This is a genomic window from Methylobacterium sp. CCH5-D2 (assembly GCF_001556475.1).
Classification (GTDB): Bacteria; Pseudomonadota; Alphaproteobacteria; order Rhizobiales; family Beijerinckiaceae; genus Methylobacterium; species Methylobacterium hispanicum.
Map to the genome: position 1 here is coordinate 1 of NZ_LSIX01000695.1, position 17,393 is coordinate 17,393.

Genomic DNA, 17,393 nt, shown 5'->3' on the forward strand with positions numbered 1-17,393 from the left:
GTCCCTCGGTCCCGCGACGGCGCGGTCGCTCCTCATGGTGTTGCGCGCGGTCGAACCCCCTTGCGCCCGGCGACGCTGGGACGCCGCGCTCCGGGGCGATCCGGTCGCGACCACGCGCATCGCGCTCACGGTCCTGCGCCTGGAAGGGGTGAGCGGACCGGCGGCCGACACCGTCGCGAGCGCCCTGCTGCTGCGTGCCTTGTGCGGTGATCGAACCGCCCCGGTCGTCCTCGCAAGCGCGCTGAGGCGATTGGCGCGCCGACGTCCGGACGAGCGTCACCTGGTCGAACTCGCCGCGCGGTGGGCGGCCTGGGTGCCGCGCGTCCCGCCGGCGCCGCGGCCGTGACCGACCGGGACCGGTTCGCCCCGGCGCCGGCCGAGAACCCCTGCCCCGCATCCCAATCGCCCAAGGACGGCACCCATGCGCATCTGGATCCTGTCGGACCTCCACCAAGGAGTGGGAGGGCCACCGTGGAACCCGGCCCGTATCCCCGAAGCCGACGTGGTGGTCGTCGCGGGCGACGTCTGCGAGGGGCTGGGCGCCGCGGTGGACTGGGCGGCCGAAGCGCTCGGACGCCACATGCCGGTCGTGATGGTCGCCGGCAACCACGAGTTTTACCGCCGCATCCACGGCGAGGAACTCGCGCTGGGCCGTGCCGCCGCGCAAGCCGCCGGCATTCACCTGTTGGAGGACGAGGCGGTCGCGCTCGGCGGCGTCCGGTTCTGCGGGGCCACCCTCTGGACCGACTATGCGCTCGATGGCCTTGAACGGCGGCGGGCGGCGATGGACGCCGCCGGCCGTGGCCTCAACGACCACCGGCGCATCCGCTGGGGCCACGCGCGGCGGCCCTTCCGCCCGGAGGAGGCGCTCGGCCTGCACGAGGCCTCGCGCGCCTTCCTGGACGCCGTCCTCCGGGAGACCCCCGGCGGGTTGCCCCAGGTGGTGGTCACGCACCACGGCCCGGCACCGGCCTCCGTCGCGCCGGTCTTCGCCGGCGACCCGCTGAACCCGGCCTTCGTCTCCGATCTCGGGCCGATGATCGAGGACCGGCGCCCCGCCCTCTGGGTTCACGGTCACGTCCACGCCAGCCTCGACTACGTGCACGCCGCCACACGGGTGATCTGCAACCCCCGCGGGTACGGCTCCGAGAACCCGGCCTTCCGCGCGGATCTCGTGGTGGAGGTCGGCGCGTGAGGACGCCTCCCGCATCGGGCGTCGCGGCAAACGGGGGACTTGGATGACCGCCTACCTTCCGGCCGACCTGCACGAGCAGGTCGCCGCCCTGCGCACGCTGCTCGGCCGCCTGGAGCGGGTCGTCGCGGGGGCGTCGCCGATCCGCAGGGAGCTCGCGTGGGCCCCCCTCGTCGAGGGCTGGGTGCCCGCCTCGCAGCCGCTTCCCGCCATCGTCGGCGTGATCGACGGGAGCGCCGTGCTCACGGGCCGGATGTGGGCGCTCGACCCGAACCTCAGATGGGCGCTGACGGAGGAGGGCTGGCTGCGCCTCGGCCAGCGCGGCGAAGCCTGACGCGTCGGACCACGAAGATGGAGGACGAATTTCCTTTGACCGGTCCTGTCGTACCCCCGAGCCTCGCGCGCAGGATCGTCCTGCGCCACCTGCCGCGCATCCTGCGTGCGGGCCTAGATCCCGACGGCTTGTACGGTCGGGTGCCGGTGATGCTGGCGCGCGACGCGGGGGCCGTCGACGCCGGCCTCGGCGAGGCGGTCCTGGCCTGGATCGCGCAAGGACCGGCGCGGGACATCCACGACGACCTTCCGGAGATGGCCGCCGGGACGGCGCCGCGGGGCCCCAGGGCCCTGCTCAGGCGCGTCCTGAGGTTGCGCTCTGACGGCCGCGATGAGCGGCCGTCAGAGGTCCATCCCTCGGAGGCCCGCACGCTCGTCGGCCTCCTCGACGGGTTCGCGGCCGCCCACGACTCCGTCACGGTCCGGGAGATCGCGGACGCGGTCCTCGTGTTGACCGCCTCGCCCGCCGACCGGTCGGCCGCGGCGCGCTTGGCCGCCTCGATATGGCGGGAGCTGCCGCGCATCGACGAGAGCGCGGCGATCCTCCGGCTCCTCGACATGGCGGAAGAGTTCGACGACGACGACGACAACTTCGTCTCGGCCGAGGCGGGCCGGCACGGACTCCTGCCCTTGCCCATGCCCGAGGACGCCCGGGCCGAGGTTCTGCGCCGGGCGTGGGTCGAGGCCATCGACGCGGCCATCGCGGACCTGCGGGTGCAGGCCCGCGCCCTGGCGCTCGGCCTGTCCGCGCTCGCCGTCGGCGAGACCGAGCGCTACTACGGGACTGAGGGGATCGGGAGCGCGGCGCTCCGGTTCGGCGAGGCGGCGCTCGGACCCGTCGAGCGGCGCGCCCGCGCCGCCGAGCGCAGGCGCGCCGAGCTGGCCGCCGCGCGCAAGACCGCCGAGATGCCCGGGAGCGCCGCGCCCGCGCCGGCGGACGAGCCCGACGCGGGCGTGCCCGAGGGACACGTCCTGGTCTGTCCGGCCATCGGCGCCACCGGCTCCGGCAAGGGCCGCGACGTGACCAAGGGGTACGAGAAGTCCATCGCCAAGCCCCTCCCGTTGGTCCCGACGCCCGATCTCGTGCGCGTCCGGCGCCGGCTGCTCTACGAGTTCCCCCAGGCGGGCGGGGCCGTCGATTTCGTCCTATGCGATCTGGTGGGCAAGCCGTTCGTCCGCCTCGGCCACCTCCTCATCGTGGGCCCGCCCGGCAGCGGGAAGTCGCGCTTCGTCCGCCGGTTGGGCGAGGAGCTCGGGACCGGGGTCTTCCGGGTCGACGGCTCGAACGACGCCGGGGCGAGCTTCGGCGGCACGGAGCGGCGGTGGTACTCCGCCGAGCCGGCGCGACCGTTCATGGCGGTGAACCGGTTCCTGCAAGCCAACCCCCTCGTCCTGGTGGACGAGGTGGACAAGGCACCGACCCGCAGCGACTACGGACGGCTCTGGGATGGCATGATTTCCTTCCTAGAGCCCGAGACCGCCGCACGGTTCCCCGACCCCTGCGTGCAGGCGGAGCTCGACCTCTCCTGGGTCTCCGTGGTGGCGACGGCGAACGTGGACTGGAACTTGCCGGCGCCCCTGCTCGACAGGCTGAGGCGGATCGAGTTCCCGCATCCAGGTCCCGAGCATCTTGAGGCGCTGCTCCCCGCCCTGCTCGCCCAGGCCGCGGCCGAGCGCGGGACCGACCCGCGCTGGGTCCAGGGGCTGACGGGCGAGGAGGTGAGGGTCCTCCGCAGGGCGTGGCGGGGCGGTTCGGTGCGCCGCCTCCGCCGGATGCTGGACGTCTTGCTGCGCCACCGGGAGCAGGCGGCCGTCAGGCACTGACCGCCACTCGCCCCACCCCACAGCGCGGCCGGCGCCCCTGCCCGCCGCTTCGCGACGGAGAACCCCGGACATTGTCAGGCCGCATCCTGCCCGAACCGTATGTCCTGCCCCCGGTCTTCCGGCCCGGGCGCGCCCGCCGCAGCCTGGACGCGACCGCGGCCTCCAACGCGCGGACCCCCCTGCTTCCCGCCCGGTCGGAGGGGATGCGGCTCTGGATCATGTCCGACCTCGCCGTCCGCGACGGCGCGTTCGCCCTGCCGGATCCGCTTCCGGACCATGACGCCCTGCTGGTCGCCGGCGGGATCTCCGAGGGGCTGGTGGCCGCGGTCGAGTGGCTCGCCGGGGCGCTCGGCGACCGGAGGGCCGGCCGACCCGTGGTGCTGGTGCCGGGGATCAGCGAGTACCGCGGCGGCTTGCCTCCGCACGAGACCCTGCGGCTCGGGCGCGAGAGGGGGCGTGAACTCGGGATCACCGTGCTGATGGATGAGGCCGTCCGGCTCGACGACGGGCGGGGGGCTGCCGTCCACGTTGTGGGGGCGACGCTCTGGACCGACTGGGCGCTCGGCGGTGCGGCATACGCCGGCGGCGCGCGGGCGCGCGCGCGCAACATGTGGCGGGGCGGCGACAACATTTTGGCGGAGCGCGACCGGACCTGGGGCCCGTACGACGCGGCCGGTGCCCATGCCCGGTCACGCGCCTACATCGAGGACTTCCTCACGAGCGTCGTTATCCAGTCCAACGGCATCTCGGTCCCGCCATCATCGCTGGCCGCCGGGGTGCGTCCCGGCGACCGGGCCGTGGTCCTGACCCACCACGCGCCGTCGGCGCGTTCGCTGCATCCGGGCTGGCCGGAGTGGCAGTGCGAGGAGTGGGAGGCCACGACCTTCGCGTCCGACCTGGAGGACGTCCTCCGGGCATGGGGCGCGCCGGCGCTCTGGGTCCACGGCCGCGTGCCGGCGGCGGCGGACTATCACATCGGAAGGACCCGGGTGCTGGCCAATCCATGGCGGAGGCAGGGCAACCGGGCTTTCGACCCGGCGCTCGTCGTCTGCGTCTGAACCCTCTCCCCTCCGTTTTCCGCCCAGCGAGCCTGCGAGGGCTGCCGCGGACCACGGGAAGCCCCTTTGAGCCCCGCCTCCCGCAGCCCGCCGCGGCGCGAACCCGGAAAGGTCTCGACATGTCCCTCAACGCCATCGCGAACGTGACCGCGCGCCCCGGACTCCAGGCGCCGGGCGGCGCGGCCCGCCTCGCCGCGGGCGCGACGTTGCTCGACGGCCACGCCCCCGCGGCGCCTCAGAGACACCGTCCGGACCGGCCGGAGGCGCGGACCGGCGTCGCGGAGCCGGCCGGCCTCCACCAGGCGTTGCTCGTCCTCGATATCGAGACGGTGCCCGACGAGGAGCAGGTTCCGTCGGATTGGCCGTCCGAGAAATTTCCGAAGGCGGCCTGGCACAAGGTGGTCGCGGTCTCCTTCGTCGAGGCAGCCATCGCCCGCGACGCGGCGACCGGAACCGAGGCATACCAGATCCGGTCGTGCCGGAGCGGGGGCGAGCCTGGATGGGATGAGGAGCGCCTGCTGCGGGCCTTCTGGAAGTTCTTCGCGGCCGGCCGCTACAGGGTCGTCACCTGGAACGGCCGCAGCTTCGACCTCCCCACGCTCCTGCTGCGCTCGTTGATGCACGGTATCGCGGTGCCCTCCTGGTACAGGAGGGGGACCAAGTGGGACGGCTACGGCCACCGCTACGCCGTAGACTGGCACGCGGACCTGATGGAGGTCCTGGCCGAGTTCGGGGCCTGCGCGCGGCTGACCCTGGAGGAGGCCGCCGGGCTCCTGGCCCTGCCCGGGAAGCTGGGCGAGCACGGCTCGCAGGTCGCCGCCATGATCGCCCGCGGCGAGATCGGGCGCGTGCGGGCCTATTGCGAGACCGACTGCCTGAACCTCTTCGTGCTGTACCTGCGCTGGGCGCACCTCACCGGAAGGACCGGCCCGGAGGCCCACGACGCTGCCATCGACGGCCTGATCCGGTACCTGGAGTCCGAACGGGCGGCGCGCCCGCACCTCGGTGCCTTCGTGGACGCATGGCGGCGGGCGACCGAATCCCGGTCCGCCTTCGTCTCCCGGCCGCCGCAGGCTTGGCCCGCCGTGGCGGGCTGAGGTCGGCCGGCCTGGACGCTCCCGCGCACGACCGGGACGGGCTCGCCGGCGACGAGGGCTTGGTCGGCGGGGCCAACGACTGGGACCGGGCCGCCGCCGTGGGGAGCGCTGGCACCGCCGGCCTGTCCCGACGGACGTCCCCATCGCCGATGGGTCGCGGCGAGCACGGCCGTCGCACGCGCGCAGCCTTCCGTCGTCGAGGGTACGGGCGCGTCTATCGCGGGTGGGACACTTGCCCCGGCCGGATGGGCCGCGACGCCGGCGGATACCCGCGCCGTTTCAGCCGGCCGCACTCAGGTCCCTGGTCCTCCCGAGCACGCCGGCCATTGCCGGTGCGATATCCGTCGAGCGGGTGATCGAGGCCCCGCCCCCGGAAACCAGATCCAGGTCGTGACGCCGGCCGGGCGACGTGGGCTCGCTGATCAGGCGCCGGCACAGCAACTCAGCCAGCGACGGATCCTCGACGGCACAGACGATCTGCCGGCCCGATCGCTGCAGGGCTGAGAGCACCTCGACGAGGTGCAGGGCCCGGAAATCGTCGATGTGCTGGACCGGGTCGTCGAGCATGAGCGTCCGCCAGGTGCACCACGGTCGGGACAGGTGAACGGAGAGGAGGAAGGCCAGGCCGGCCGCACGCCTCTGCCCGCTGCTGAACACGAATTGCGGGTTCAGCCCGTTGCCGACCCTCAAGCTCAGGAAGCGCTTCACGTCGCCGCGTATGCCGTAATCGATGGTGCGCCACTCGGAGTGCGGGCGGAGCCGTTGATACAGCTCGTTCAGCAGCGGGCTGATGACCGCGAGGCGCTCGTCGATGATCTCGGCATTCGTCCTGCGGACGGTACGGTCCAGCGTCCGGGCGGCGGTCACGGCCGCGCGGGCCCGCGCGAGCCGGTCCGCCGCGGCGTCGGCTTCCACCCGGAGCGCTTCGAGATGCGCTTCTAGGTCCGTCACGCGTTCCACCGCCTGCGAGGCTTCCAAGGTGAGGATGCTCCGCTCCAGGTCGATCAACCGGCTCCGTTCGGCCTGCACGGCCGCGTCGAGGGCGCCGGCGTCGTGCGCGAGCTTCCCGTCCAGCGAGCGTCGCACGAGCTCGGCCGACAGCGCCTCTTCGCGGGCCGACAGCTCGGCCTCGGCGGACGCGAACCGGAGGACCGCCGCCTCGGTCTCCCGCAGGATCTCGGCCGCGGCCTCGTGCCGGGTCCGGGCCGCCGCGAGTTCGGCGCGCGCCTCCGGCACCCCCGAGCGCCGGGCGGCGAGCCGCTCGCGCGCAGCCGCGAGCCCCGTCTCGAATTCGGAGGCGTCTTGCGGCGCGCGACAGAGCGGGCAGCGGTCGTCATGAAGCCCGACCCGGCTGCCATGGTCGACCAGGATGGCCAGCGACGCGGCGAGCGCGTCGGTCTCCTGCTCCTTGTGAAGGCGCGCCTCGGCAGCCTCCAGCGCGTGGCGGGCCGCCCGGACCGCGGCCTCGGCCTCGGCCGCCGCCACCGCCGCCGCGTCCCGGCCCGCGCGGAAATCGGGGCCGGCGACCGTGTCGCGCAGCGCGGTCACCGCGCGAACCTCGTCCGCGACCCCACCCATCTCGCCGAGGCTCAGCCGGCGGCGGGCCAGCGCCTGCCGCGCCGCCGCGACCCGGCTGCCCAAGTCCTGGCCGCCGGCCGGCGTCAGTCCGTCCAGGCTGGACAGGGCGGCGGCGATGTCGCCGGCCTGCAGGGCGACGTCCCGGGTCTCCTCCAGATCGGTCAACGCCGCCGTCAGGCGCGCGCGCGCCTCCTCGTAGGCGTGCGCGGCCGTATTGTGCGCGCCCTCGGCGGAGGACATGACCTCGCGCGCCTTGGCGGCGTAATCCGGGCCTTCGATGGCGCCCAGCGCCGCCCGCACGAGCTCGAAGCGCTGCGTTTCCGTCAGGTCGAGGCTGAGCGCCGCGATCCATTCGTCGCGGATGATGGAGGTCCTGCAGACCTGCTGCAGCGCCCGCTCGGGCTTCGCGCCCGGGACGCAGAGCAGTGCCTCGATGCGGGCCGCGTCCCGGTCGGCGCCGGTCTCGCGCGAGCGCGTCACGGCAAAGCCGCTCCCGTCATCGGCACGGAACCCCACCGTGACGAAGTGCGCCTCCGGCTGCCCCTCGCCGCGCCACCAGACATAGTCGTCGAGGCTCTCCCTGGCCGCCTTGTCGACGAGGTACTTGTCGATCTGGCCCGTGAGCGCGAACTCGACCGCGTCGCACAGCGTGCTCTTCCCGACGCCGTTGCGTCCGCAGATGACGGTAAAGCCGGGGCCGAAATCCACGCGTTGGCGCTCCCGGAAGCCCCGGAAGCCGCACAGTTCGAGGTAGTCGAGCCTCATGGCGCATCCACCAGGATGCGCGCCACGTCGGAAGCGCTCGCGGCGCCCAGGAAGGCGGCCACCGCGGCGTCCGGAACGTCGCTCAACCGCGACCGCAGACGGGCGCGGTAGTCGGCGCCGCCGATCACGGGCGCGCTGAGAACCGGCAGGAGGGGCAACAACGTCCTTCGCAGGTCGGCCGCCGTGCGCAGGTCGCCGCGCGCGATCTTGCGGGTCATGGAGAAGTTCTCCTCGATCCGCTCGATCTGCCGCGCGAGGCCGGGTTCGGCACCGCCGGCCAGGAACAAGGCGTAGACGTTCCAGGCCTTGGCGCCCGCGGACCGCAGCGAGGCCGCATGTCGGCCGAGCGTGGCCTGCTGGACCTGCCGCCAGTCGGCGAGCAGGCTCTCGCCGCTCCCGAAGACGTGCAGGAAGCCGGCGACGGACGCATTCTCGAAGCAGACGACCGGCACGCTGCCGCCCGGCCAGGTCCAAGTCTCGTAGCCGGCCGAGCGGAGCAGCACCTCGGATTGGGTCGCGATGTCCATCACACACCGAGCTCCTGGCGTGCCGCGGGAAGGTCGAGCCACGCCGCCGAAGCGCCCGGCCGGATGATGTCGCCCGGGCGCCCCTCCCGCACGAGGTTCACCGGCAGGCCGACGTCGACGGCGCCGGCGCAGACCACGACGTCGGCGACCTCGAACGGTGTCTCCCTGAACCGGTCCTGCGTCGTCTGGAGCAGCGTACCCGAACCGTTCACGACCCTGACCCGGCGGCCGGCGAGATCATAGCCGACGGAGGTCTGGACGGCGCCGGCACGGCGCAGCAACAGGTGCGCGTAGCCCAAGACTTCGGAAGGGCCGGGGTTCCGCAAGGTCGCGGCGGCGGTGGCCGGCACGCCTTCGGCGTCCCGACGAAGGCCGTAGAGGTCCTCGCTGCCCAGATCGGGGGGATCGAGCCAGGCCGATTCGCACGCCGCCCCCGTCTCCCTCTCCACCGCGGCGCGTCCGGCGTGCAGCACCTTGCGGAGGTAAGCCCGGGAGAACGCCCGGCGGAGTTCGTCGAGGACCTCGGCCCCCGAGCGCCTGACATGCGCGAAGCGGACGTTCGCCGAATTGGCCAACGTCCAGAGCTCGGGGGCCTTGGCCTGCAGGACGTCCTCGCCCGCGAGGTCGACCAGGGTCACCGACAGCGGCGCGACGCCCGTCATCGCCTCGGCGAGAACGGCATTGAGGTAGGACCAGTCCGACCAGAAGCCGACGACGAGCAGGTCCTTCTCGCGCAGGTTCGCCGCCATCCAGGTCTTGGTCTTGGCGATGCGCGCGGCGATCACGCCGTCCTCGGTGAGCTGCGACGCCGTCCAGACGGTGGCGCGCCGCTCGCGCACCGAGCAGCCATGGAACTTGAGCAAGGGCGCGTGCATGCGGGCCCGCACGGTGGCCTCGTCGCCGTCGAGCGAGGCGGCGAGGTCGAACCCGTAATCCTGTGCGCGGCGCTCGATCAGGTTGTCGTAGTTCGCCGATACGGCGCCGGCAGCCATGCGCGTGATCAGGAAGTCCGCCACCGCCGCGTGGCCGGCGTTCGGCGGCCTGACGAAACTCTCCCAGGGAACGAGGGCCTCGATGAAGACCGAGCCGAGGGTGTCGTCCCTCGCGAAGATCTCCGCCAAGGCTTCCAGGTCGCCGCGCAACCCCGGCGGGCACGCGGGGTCGATGCTCATGACATACCGGTCGTAGCAACTGGTGGCCACGGACCATGCCGACGGTAGGGAGCTCGGCGGCGCCATCGACAATCCGGCACCGCAGAGTATGACGAGGCGCCCCGCTTCCATGGAGGCGAGCAATCGCGCACGAACCGCCGCGTCCAACCCGTTCCTCCCTTGCCTCGCGAACCTTTACGGTGGCGTAGACCGAGATCACACTCAAGGCAAAGTAAGGCGACCCAGCTTCTCTCGCCCACGCCGCACGCGCATCGAACCGTCGGCCCAGAAAGTCGCGCCGGCGTAGGTTGCGCGCTGTCGTCTCGGCGACAAGGTTTCAGGCCGCCTGTTCCGGGCCGGGGCGGCTGATGGGTCTGGCGAGACAGGTCCGAGGCGCGGGCCCGCATGGCTTCTCTGGGCAAGGCCCGGCGGCTGTCCCGCCCTCAAGGCAGCGTCGGCTGCACCTCGCGCTGGACCTTGGCGGGCAAGCCGTACAACTCTCCCATCAGGGCGATGAACTCGCCCTAGCCACCGTAGCTGGGGTGGCGGACCCGCTCGGCCGTCATGCCCAAATCCGCCAGGGCCGCCTCAGCGTCCCTCGTGATAGCGACCATGGTGCGAGGGCGCGGTTCCGAGACCAGCCATTCGAGGAGGTGGGGGGAAGCCTGCCGTTCGAGACCGGCTGTGGCAGCGATTGGGAAGCGGGCCGCCGGAGGCGTGCGGGTGGAGCGGGAAGACATTCCAGAGGAAGACCGGGCGCCGCAGGTGCCGGAGGACCTGCCAGGTCACCGTCGCGGTGCGCTCGGCCACCGCCGGCCCCCGGGCGGCCCGTGAGAGCGGCAACTGCCCATGGAGGCCGGCATGGGCGGGGAGGTGAGCCTCGTCCGTGAGCGCCAGGCCAGTGCGCCGCCCGCCGCGATACCCGAGGTCGCGCGCTATCCAGATCGGATCGACGCCTCCCGCGAGGGCCGCCTCCGGAACGAGCCGCAGGTTCTCCCTCCGGATCTGCGGGGCGTCGGCCCCGTCGTGATCCGGACAGACCACGGCGTAGGGGTTGAACGCGTCACGGAAGCGAAGCGCCGCCAGGGCATCGATGAAGGCGGCCGGTGTCATGTCGGCAGGCTCGCGACCGCAGGCCGGGCCGGGGCTTCCTGGGGCGACCGGCGAACGGCCTGCCTGACAGCTAGCCGCTTCGCCGACCGTTACCGCACCTGCGGCGGCTTCGTGATCCCGGCCGCTCAAGCCTTGTTGGTGAACCGCGCGGAGGCGGCCTTGCCGCCGACCTTGAGCGAAACCGTTGCCACGACCTGGCCACTCGCCGCGACGGGCAGCTTGCCCTGCACGCTGTTGGAGCCGGCCGGGCTGAGGTCGATCTTGTAGCTCTTGCCGCCGACGAGCACCGTTGCGGTGCCCGAGACCTGGGCCGCCGGAACGGGCTTGCGCATCTCGTCCAGGACGTAGACGGTGACGTCGGTGTCCTTCACCACGAGTTCCAGCCAGAGCTCCTGGGCCTCCTGCACGAGGCCGCCGTGCGCGGCCTTGGGTGCCTCGCCATGGGCGAGGGCAGAACCGGATGCGAGGCTGAGGGCAAGAACCAACGGAATCGCGAAGAGCTTCATCGTGCTTTCCTCGTAACAAGCCAGAAATCGGTGGTAAACGCGTCTTCGGCGCGGTTTTCTAGGTTCCATGTCGCCCGAACAGGGAGGGGCGAAGACTGCTATCCCGTTCCACAACTGCCTCGAACAAGGCGTCGTAGGCCGTGGCCGCGCGCCGCGGGGAGAAGTCAGCCGCGCGCCGCCGGCGTCTCTCAGCGTCGCCCGGATCTTCCAAGACGGCTTCGATAGCCTCGGCCATCTTCGTGGCGTCGCCGACCGGAACGATAACCCCAAGCGCCGGGTCGAGCAGGATCTCGCGCGGCCCGTCGCAATCCGTCGCGACGACCGGCATGCCGTGGGCTAGGGCCTCAACCACGGCAAGACCGAAGGCCTCGACGCGTGAGGACAGAACGAGACAACTCGCCTCCGCAAAGGCCGGCCAGGGTTCCATGACGTAGCCGCGAAGCTCGACCCGGCCGGACAGGCCGAGGCGGTCGATCTCGGCTTCGAGACGCGCATACTCGACCCCCTCGCCGAGGATCACCAAGCGCGCGCTCGGTTGTCGTACCTTGGCGAAGGCGCGCAGGAGGGTCTGATGATCCTTCGCATGGTCCAGGCGACCCACGGAAAGGATGACCGGCACGGTCCGGTTGGGTGCCTTCTCCGCCACGCGATCAGAGAGGACCGGATTGTAGATCCGGCTCAAGCGGCTCGGATTGGCCGCAAGCCTCTCCTGCAGGTATCGGGCAAGCCCGTCCGAGACGGCGATTGTACGAGCGGCCATCCGGGTGAGAAGCGGCGTGGCGAGGTAGCCGATGCGGCTGAGAAGCCCACGCTCGTTCGCCGTATAGCCATGGTACGTGATGACGCTCCGGCGCAAGCGGCCGGCCAGGACCGCTGCCACCGTGTGCTTGAGGTTTGAGGAGGCCAGCGCGGAGATCGTGACGTCCGGCCGCTCGCGACGTATCAGCCCGGCAAGGCGCGCCGTTGAGCGTAGATGTCCGCCTCCTAACACGACAAGCCGAGCATCGGGGCTCAAATGAGCCATGTTTTCCCGGGCCTCGTAATCAACGGCCACAACTACTTCATGTCCGAACTTGCAGAATTCAGTGGCGAGGATTGCCCACACGCGTTCTGCTCCGCCGCCTGCGAGGGCGTGCACGTACATCAGAATTCTACGCGGAACAGGTCTCGGCCTGTCGGAAGCAGGTGGAGCATTCACAGGAAGTACCCTGCCTCGGCGCCGGCGTCGTACGGCTCCCGCTAATGGTTGTGCTTGTGGCGCGCGCCGCCGTCCGGCTGCGCTGTGCTGGAGGGGTTCTCCGCTGCCTTCGTGCCGTCCGTCCCGGCGGCGCCGTGGTTCATTCCGGCATGAGCGTCGCCTGCCTGTGCCTGCATCCACAGGTCGTTGTACTCGTCGTCGGTCATCTCCGGCAGCTTCCGCAGCAGCGCGACCGTCGCCCAAAGCATCTCGTCCCCGTCGCTCGCCATCGACGGCATGCCGCTCATCTTGATCCCGTTCTTCAGGATCCAGAACAGCTCGCCCGCACTGTAGCGCTTCGCGGCCTCCTTGAGATTCGGCGGCTCAGGATACATGCCCTCCGCGACCTCGTTGCGCTTGGTGCCCGGTCCGCCATGGCACGTGGCGCAATGCTCGGCGAAGTGCCCGACGGCCGGCACCAGCTTGGCTTGTTCGTCGTAGCCCGCCGGCGGCAGCAGGCCGGCCGCGTGGGCTCGGATCGAGCGCACCCGTGCCGTCTCCAACACCCACGAGGTCAGGGCCCAGTGCGGCTCCGTCGCGGCGACGTTGAAGACGCCAGCGTAGATCACGGCCGCGGCGGCGACCGTCGCCAGGATGCCGGCCGAGAGCAACGTGAGGAAGGCGATCTTGGCGGTTTGCATGGATGTGTCCTGAGTGACCGGTTCAGAGACGGGCCGCCCACGCGTCAGGTGCGGGGGGGCCGTCGGACGAACTGGGATGAGCGCTCTCGTCGGATCCGTCTTCTCACCGCGCCTTCTGGATGCGCGTGATGGCAAGCTGCCCGTTCACCCGGTCGGCGGAGAACCGGACCCGGTCCCCGGCCTTCACCCCCTTGAGGATGGCAGGGTCGGCAACCCGGTAGGCCATCGTCATGGCGTCCATGTCGATGTTCGGGATGCGCTCGTGGTCCAGCGTGACCTTGCCGGCGGCCTCGTCGACCTTCTGGACGGTCCCGCTCACCAGGGGCGTGTTGGCAGGGGGCTGGGCCGCGGCAGGCTTGGCGGGGGACGCCGGCGCGGGCGACGGCGACGCGGGCTGGGTCGAGCCGCCCGCCTGCGCCTTGCGGTCCAGCGGACCCTCGCCGGACGGCGTCTGGTTCGGCTGCGGCCGGTAGTCCGACTGCCGGCTCCGGACCTGCCATTCCTTGAGGGCGTCGATCTTCTGCTGCTGCTCGTCCTGGATCTTCTGCGCGGTCTCGCGCAGCTGCCGGTCGCCGCCGTAATCGAGCTGCGCCTTGGCGAGGAAGAGGGACTGCTCGTAGCTCGCGATCAGGAGCTCGGCGAAGTCCCGATCCGGGTCCCCGGTCAGCTTGAGGTTCTTGAACCGGTCCGCCATGACCTCGCGCACGCGCTCCAGGGCGGCCGGGGCACCCTTGGCGGGTTGGGCCCAGGCCCCGCCCGAGAGCGGGTTCGCAAGCGCCACGCTCATGGCGGCCGACAGCAATAGACGTCGCATGTGATTTCCTCCGCGGCATGGGGCCGCCGCGCGTGATCGGGCGTGCCCGCGCGGCGGGCCCGTTCGAGGCGCTACTTGGCTTTTTGGATCTGGGTGACGGTGTACTGGCCGCCGGCCTCGTCGACGTCGAACTCGACCTTGTCCCCGGACTTCAGGTCCTTGAGCATCGCCGGGTCCTTGACCTTGTAGGCCATGGTCATGGCGTCCATGTCGAGCTTCGGAATGCGCTCGTGGTCCAGCGTGACCTTGCCGGCGGCCGGGTCGACCTTCGTGACCGTGGCCTTGACCGATTGAGCCCAGGCCGGGCTCGCCAGAGCCAGCAGCGCGGCGAGGGCGAAGGGAGGTACCTTCCTCATCGTATTCTCCTGATGGTCGTTGTGCCGCTGCACGGGCACTTGTTGAGGGGCGATGGCGCCCGCGCAGCGGCTTTCGGGCGGACTAGGTCCACCCGAACCCGTCCGCCGGTGCCCGCCCGCATCGGGGCGTCGTTCCGGCGGAAGCTTGGAAGACATCCGGCATCGCCGGCTCAGTGGTTTCCGTGACCGCCCGGGTTGGAGGCCGTCCGGCGCTTGCGCGGGTCGACCACGCGCAGGTCGGTCTCGCGGGCTTTCCGGCCCTTGGGCGTGTCCGGCGCCCGCGTCGGCTCGGGCAGGGGCTCGCCGGTCCACTCGTAGGCCAGCGTGCCCTCTGGGTGCTGGTACCAGCCCGGATCCCTGTAATCGCCGGGCGCCACGTCGGGGCGGACCTTCAGCACGGTGAACATGCCGCCCATCTCGACCGATCCGAACGGGCCGGCGCCGGTCATCATCGGCAGCGTGTTCTCGGGCAGCGGCATCTCCATCTCGGCCATGGAGCCCATGCCGGTCGAGCCCATCGGCATGTAGCCGGGCGCGATCTTCTGGATGCGCTTCGCCGTGCTCTTCAGGTTCACGCCGATGTAGGTGCGCACCGAGTGGCCCATGGCGTTCATGGTGTGGTGCGACTTGTGGCAGTGGACCGCCCAGTCCCCCAGGTTGTCGGCGTTGAACTCGATGGCCCGCATCTGGCCGACCGCGACGTCAGCGGACACCTCGAACCACTGGCGCTCGGGCGGGATCCAGCCGCCGTCGGTGCCCGTGACCTTGAAGTCGACCCCGTGCACGTGGATCGGGTGGTTGGTCATGGTCAGGTTGCCGAAGCGCATCCGCACCTTGTCGCCCTGGCGCGCGACCATGGGGTCGATGCCCGGCCAGACCCGGCTGTTGAAGCACCACATGTTCATGTCGAGCATCGTGTTGACCTTGGGCACGTACGACCCGGCCTCGATGTCGTAGGCGTTCAGGAGCCAGACGAAATCGCGGTCGACCCGCCGCTCGGCCGGGTCGCGCGGATGCACGACGAAGAAGCCCATCATGCCCATCGCCATCTGGACCATCTCGTCCGAGTGGGGGTGGTACATGAAGGTGCCCGAGCGCCTGAGGATGAACTCGTAGACGAAGGTCTTGCCCGGCGGGATGCCGGGCTGGTTCAGGCCCGCCACGCCGTCCATGCCGTTGGGCAGCGTCTGGCCGTGCCAGTGCACGGCGGTCGCCTCCGGCAGCTTGTTGGTGACGAAGATGCGGACCTTGTCGCCCTCGACCGCCTCGATGGTCGGACCCGGCGACTGGCCGTTGTAGCCCCAGAGATGGGCCTTCATCCCAGGGGCCATCTCGCGCACCACGGGTTCGGCCACGAGGTGGAACTCCTTCCAGTCCCCGCGCATGCGCCAGGGTAGGGTCCAGCCGTTCAGCGTCACCACCGGCTGGTAGTCCACCCCGGTGGTGGGCACGAGGGGCGGCTGTGTCGTTGCCTTGTCCATCGAGGGCGCCTCGGGCAGGCCGGCGGCCTGCGTCCGCCCGCTGATCATGGACGTCCCTGCGAGGACCAGTCCGCCGGCCCCGAGCAGGTTCCTGCGCGAAATGTCAGTCATCGGTTTCTCCATGGGTCTCGTGCGATGCGGCATCAGCCGCCGGGCGTGGCGGAAGCGAGGGTGTCGCCACCGCCGCCGGCCACCGCCTCGGACCCGGCCGATTCGCCGCCGAAGCCTTCGCCGGTGAAGCCCCCGCCGATGACGGCCGCCCTGAGGTCGGTCGCCGCGATCCAGAAGTCGCGCTGGGCCTCGATGGCCTGGATGTTGCTCAGGATCCGAGAGCGGGCGTCGATGATCAGGGTGGTGACGTCGATCAGCATGCCGCTGTACTGCAGCAACGCCTGGTCCTGGATCGTCTTGCGCAGGGGCAGAACGCTCCCCTGGTAGTGACGGGTGATGTCGTACTGGCCGCGGTAGCGCTGGTAGGCCTCGCGCACCTCAGAGCGGGCGTTGACCGCCTTCTCCGCGAGGCGATGGGCGGCGCCGAGATAAGCCTCCCGCGCGCCGCGCACGACCGTCGTCCCGAAGTCGTAGATCGGGATGACCAGGTCGATGGAGTAGCCGCGCCCGAAGCTCTTGTCGCGAGTGACGTTGAAGCCGCCCTGCTCGTTCGGCTCGAAGGCCTTCGCGCGCTCGTAGCGGTCGGAGTAGCCGACATCGAGCACGTTGATGAAGCCGCTGACCTGGTTGAGGCCGTACTGGCCCGCGAGCGACTGGAGTTCGAAGCGCGCCGTCTGGATGTCCGCGCGCTTCTTGATTGCCTCGGCCTCGATCTGGGTGCCGCTCACCAACCGGCCGGGCAGCGACGGCAGGCCGTTCGGAAGCTTGAAGTCGATCTCGCGCCCCCAGAGGCCGAGCAGGCGGATCAGCTTCTCGCGCTCGACCCGTTGCAGGACGCGCGCCTTGGCGAGCTGCGCCCCGAGCTCGCTGTAGAAGGCGTGCTCGCGCGCCTGCTCCAGCTTGTTCAGCGCGCCCGTCTCGCCGAGCTGCTTGGCCAGGGTGGAGGCGGAGCCGGCGCTCGCGAGCGCCTGCTCCAGGTAGGCGACGGACTGGTTCGCCGACACCGTGCGATAGAACTGGCGCCGCGCCTCGCCGGCGAGCCGCAGCACCTGCCCGACCGTGCGGTACTGCTCCGCCCTGAAACGGTTCTGGGCGATGGGGATGCGGACGGGCAGCGTCAGGAGCTCGATGAGGCTCGCGGTGAGGGAGCGCTCGACCTCCAGCGTGAAATCGCCCCCGGTCCGGCTGAGGGAGAGCCGGGGGACCGGCGGCAAGGTCGCCTGGACGAACTCGGCTTCCGACACGCCGAGGTCGTTGAAGGACGCCTGCAGGGCGCGGTTCTTCAGGAGGGCGACCTGAACCGCGCTGTCGGGCGTCAGGGGGCGCCGCAGCAGCTGGTCCGCGCGCGCCGCCGCGCCGGTCGCGGCGATCTCGTCGGACACCTTCACGATGTCCTTCCTCAACTCCAGGGCGGCGTAGCTGTGCGCCGGTCCGAGACCGCCGTCGGCCGAGAAGCCCACGCAGCCGCCAAGCGGCACCCCGACCGACGCCAGGAGGGCAGCGGTCCGGGCGCGACGGCCGAGCGACGCTGCGGCTCCCCGGCGGGCGCCGGACCCGCGAGTCTGAGGCAAGGTCATCCGTGAGTTCCCTTTGTGGGTTAGTCCGGGGG

General features: G+C 71.4%; 16 protein-coding genes and 1 pseudogene. 6 read left to right on the forward strand and 11 right to left on the reverse strand.

Features of this window, described 5'->3' with window-relative positions; all coding sequences use genetic code 11:
• The 6 genes and pseudogenes from AX737_RS18250 to AX737_RS18275 form a co-directional block, all read left to right on the forward strand.
• Positions 1 to 346: pseudogene (locus tag AX737_RS18250) on the forward strand (metallophosphoesterase); the annotation flags it as partial.
• 75 nt (positions 347 to 421) lie between these two features.
• Complete coding sequence (locus AX737_RS18255) at positions 422 to 1,195, forward strand: metallophosphoesterase (RefSeq protein ID WP_012454472.1); 774 nt, start codon at positions 422 to 424, stop codon at positions 1,193 to 1,195.
• Positions 1,196 to 1,238: 43 nt separating this feature from the next.
• Positions 1,239 to 1,526: a hypothetical protein gene (locus tag AX737_RS18260; RefSeq protein WP_009861606.1), complete on the forward strand. Its 288-nt coding sequence runs from the start codon at positions 1,239 to 1,241 to the stop codon at positions 1,524 to 1,526.
• A 35-nt stretch (positions 1,527 to 1,561) separates the two neighbouring features.
• A complete protein-coding gene (locus AX737_RS36015) occupies positions 1,562 to 3,349 on the forward strand; it encodes an AAA family ATPase (protein ID WP_238231523.1) in 1,788 nt (595 codons plus the stop codon).
• A gap of 203 nt (positions 3,350 to 3,552) precedes the next feature.
• Positions 3,553 to 4,407, forward strand: coding sequence for a metallophosphoesterase (locus tag AX737_RS18270; RefSeq protein WP_245293473.1), 855 nt, complete (start codon positions 3,553 to 3,555; stop codon positions 4,405 to 4,407).
• 119 nt (positions 4,408 to 4,526) lie between these two features.
• Positions 4,527 to 5,504, forward strand: coding sequence for a 3'-5' exonuclease (locus AX737_RS18275; RefSeq protein WP_012454469.1), 978 nt, complete (start codon positions 4,527 to 4,529; stop codon positions 5,502 to 5,504).
• A gap of 279 nt (positions 5,505 to 5,783) precedes the next feature.
• Here AX737_RS18275 and AX737_RS18280 read toward each other — a convergent pair whose 3' ends face one another.
• The 11 genes from AX737_RS18280 to AX737_RS18330 all read right to left on the reverse strand — a co-directional run bounded on the left by AX737_RS18280 (position 5,784) and on the right by AX737_RS18330 (position 17,361).
• Entirely contained in the window at positions 5,784 to 7,847 is a 2,064-nt protein-coding gene (locus tag AX737_RS18280) for an AAA family ATPase (protein WP_066923915.1), read from the reverse strand.
• Positions 7,844 to 8,374: a hypothetical protein gene (locus AX737_RS18285; RefSeq protein ID WP_012454467.1), complete on the reverse strand. Its 531-nt coding sequence runs from the start codon at positions 8,372 to 8,374 to the stop codon at positions 7,844 to 7,846. The genes AX737_RS18280 and AX737_RS18285 overlap by 4 nt, the downstream gene beginning before the upstream one ends.
• Positions 8,374 to 9,693, reverse strand: a complete 1,320-nt coding sequence (locus AX737_RS18290; RefSeq protein WP_245293474.1) for an SIR2 family protein — start codon at positions 9,691 to 9,693, stop codon at positions 8,374 to 8,376. The genes AX737_RS18285 and AX737_RS18290 overlap by 1 nt, the downstream gene beginning before the upstream one ends.
• Before the next feature lie 420 nt (positions 9,694 to 10,113).
• Positions 10,114 to 10,638 carry a hypothetical protein gene (locus AX737_RS18295; protein WP_012454465.1) on the reverse strand — a complete coding sequence of 175 codons (525 nt, stop codon included), beginning with the start codon at positions 10,636 to 10,638 and terminating at the stop codon, positions 10,114 to 10,116.
• Between the two features lie 125 nt (positions 10,639 to 10,763).
• The gene (locus AX737_RS18300; RefSeq protein WP_066923919.1) at positions 10,764 to 11,144 is read right to left on the reverse strand and encodes an adenylosuccinate synthase; all 381 of its coding nucleotides are present in this window, start codon (positions 11,142 to 11,144) and stop codon (positions 10,764 to 10,766) included.
• Between the two features lie 58 nt (positions 11,145 to 11,202).
• Positions 11,203 to 12,288 (reverse strand): glycosyltransferase, encoded by a 1,086-nt coding sequence (locus AX737_RS18305; RefSeq protein ID WP_012454464.1) that lies wholly within the window; start codon positions 12,286 to 12,288, stop codon positions 11,203 to 11,205.
• Between the two features lie 95 nt (positions 12,289 to 12,383).
• Positions 12,384 to 13,022 (reverse strand): c-type cytochrome, encoded by a 639-nt coding sequence (locus tag AX737_RS18310; RefSeq protein WP_009864849.1) that lies wholly within the window; start codon positions 13,020 to 13,022, stop codon positions 12,384 to 12,386.
• 103 nt (positions 13,023 to 13,125) lie between these two features.
• A complete protein-coding gene (locus tag AX737_RS18315) occupies positions 13,126 to 13,836 on the reverse strand; it encodes a copper-binding protein (RefSeq protein ID WP_012454463.1) in 711 nt (236 codons plus the stop codon).
• 71 nt (positions 13,837 to 13,907) lie between these two features.
• Positions 13,908 to 14,192: a copper-binding protein gene (locus AX737_RS18320; RefSeq protein WP_012454462.1), complete on the reverse strand. Its 285-nt coding sequence runs from the start codon at positions 14,190 to 14,192 to the stop codon at positions 13,908 to 13,910.
• Positions 14,193 to 14,362: 170 nt separating this feature from the next.
• On the reverse strand, positions 14,363 to 15,784 hold the full coding sequence (locus AX737_RS18325; RefSeq protein WP_063112023.1) for a copper oxidase: 1,422 nt from the start codon (positions 15,782 to 15,784) through the stop codon (positions 14,363 to 14,365).
• Positions 15,785 to 15,816: 32 nt separating this feature from the next.
• The gene (locus tag AX737_RS18330; protein WP_082773127.1) at positions 15,817 to 17,361 is read right to left on the reverse strand and encodes a TolC family protein; all 1,545 of its coding nucleotides are present in this window, start codon (positions 17,359 to 17,361) and stop codon (positions 15,817 to 15,819) included.
• Positions 17,362 to 17,393: the final 32 nt, after the last annotated feature.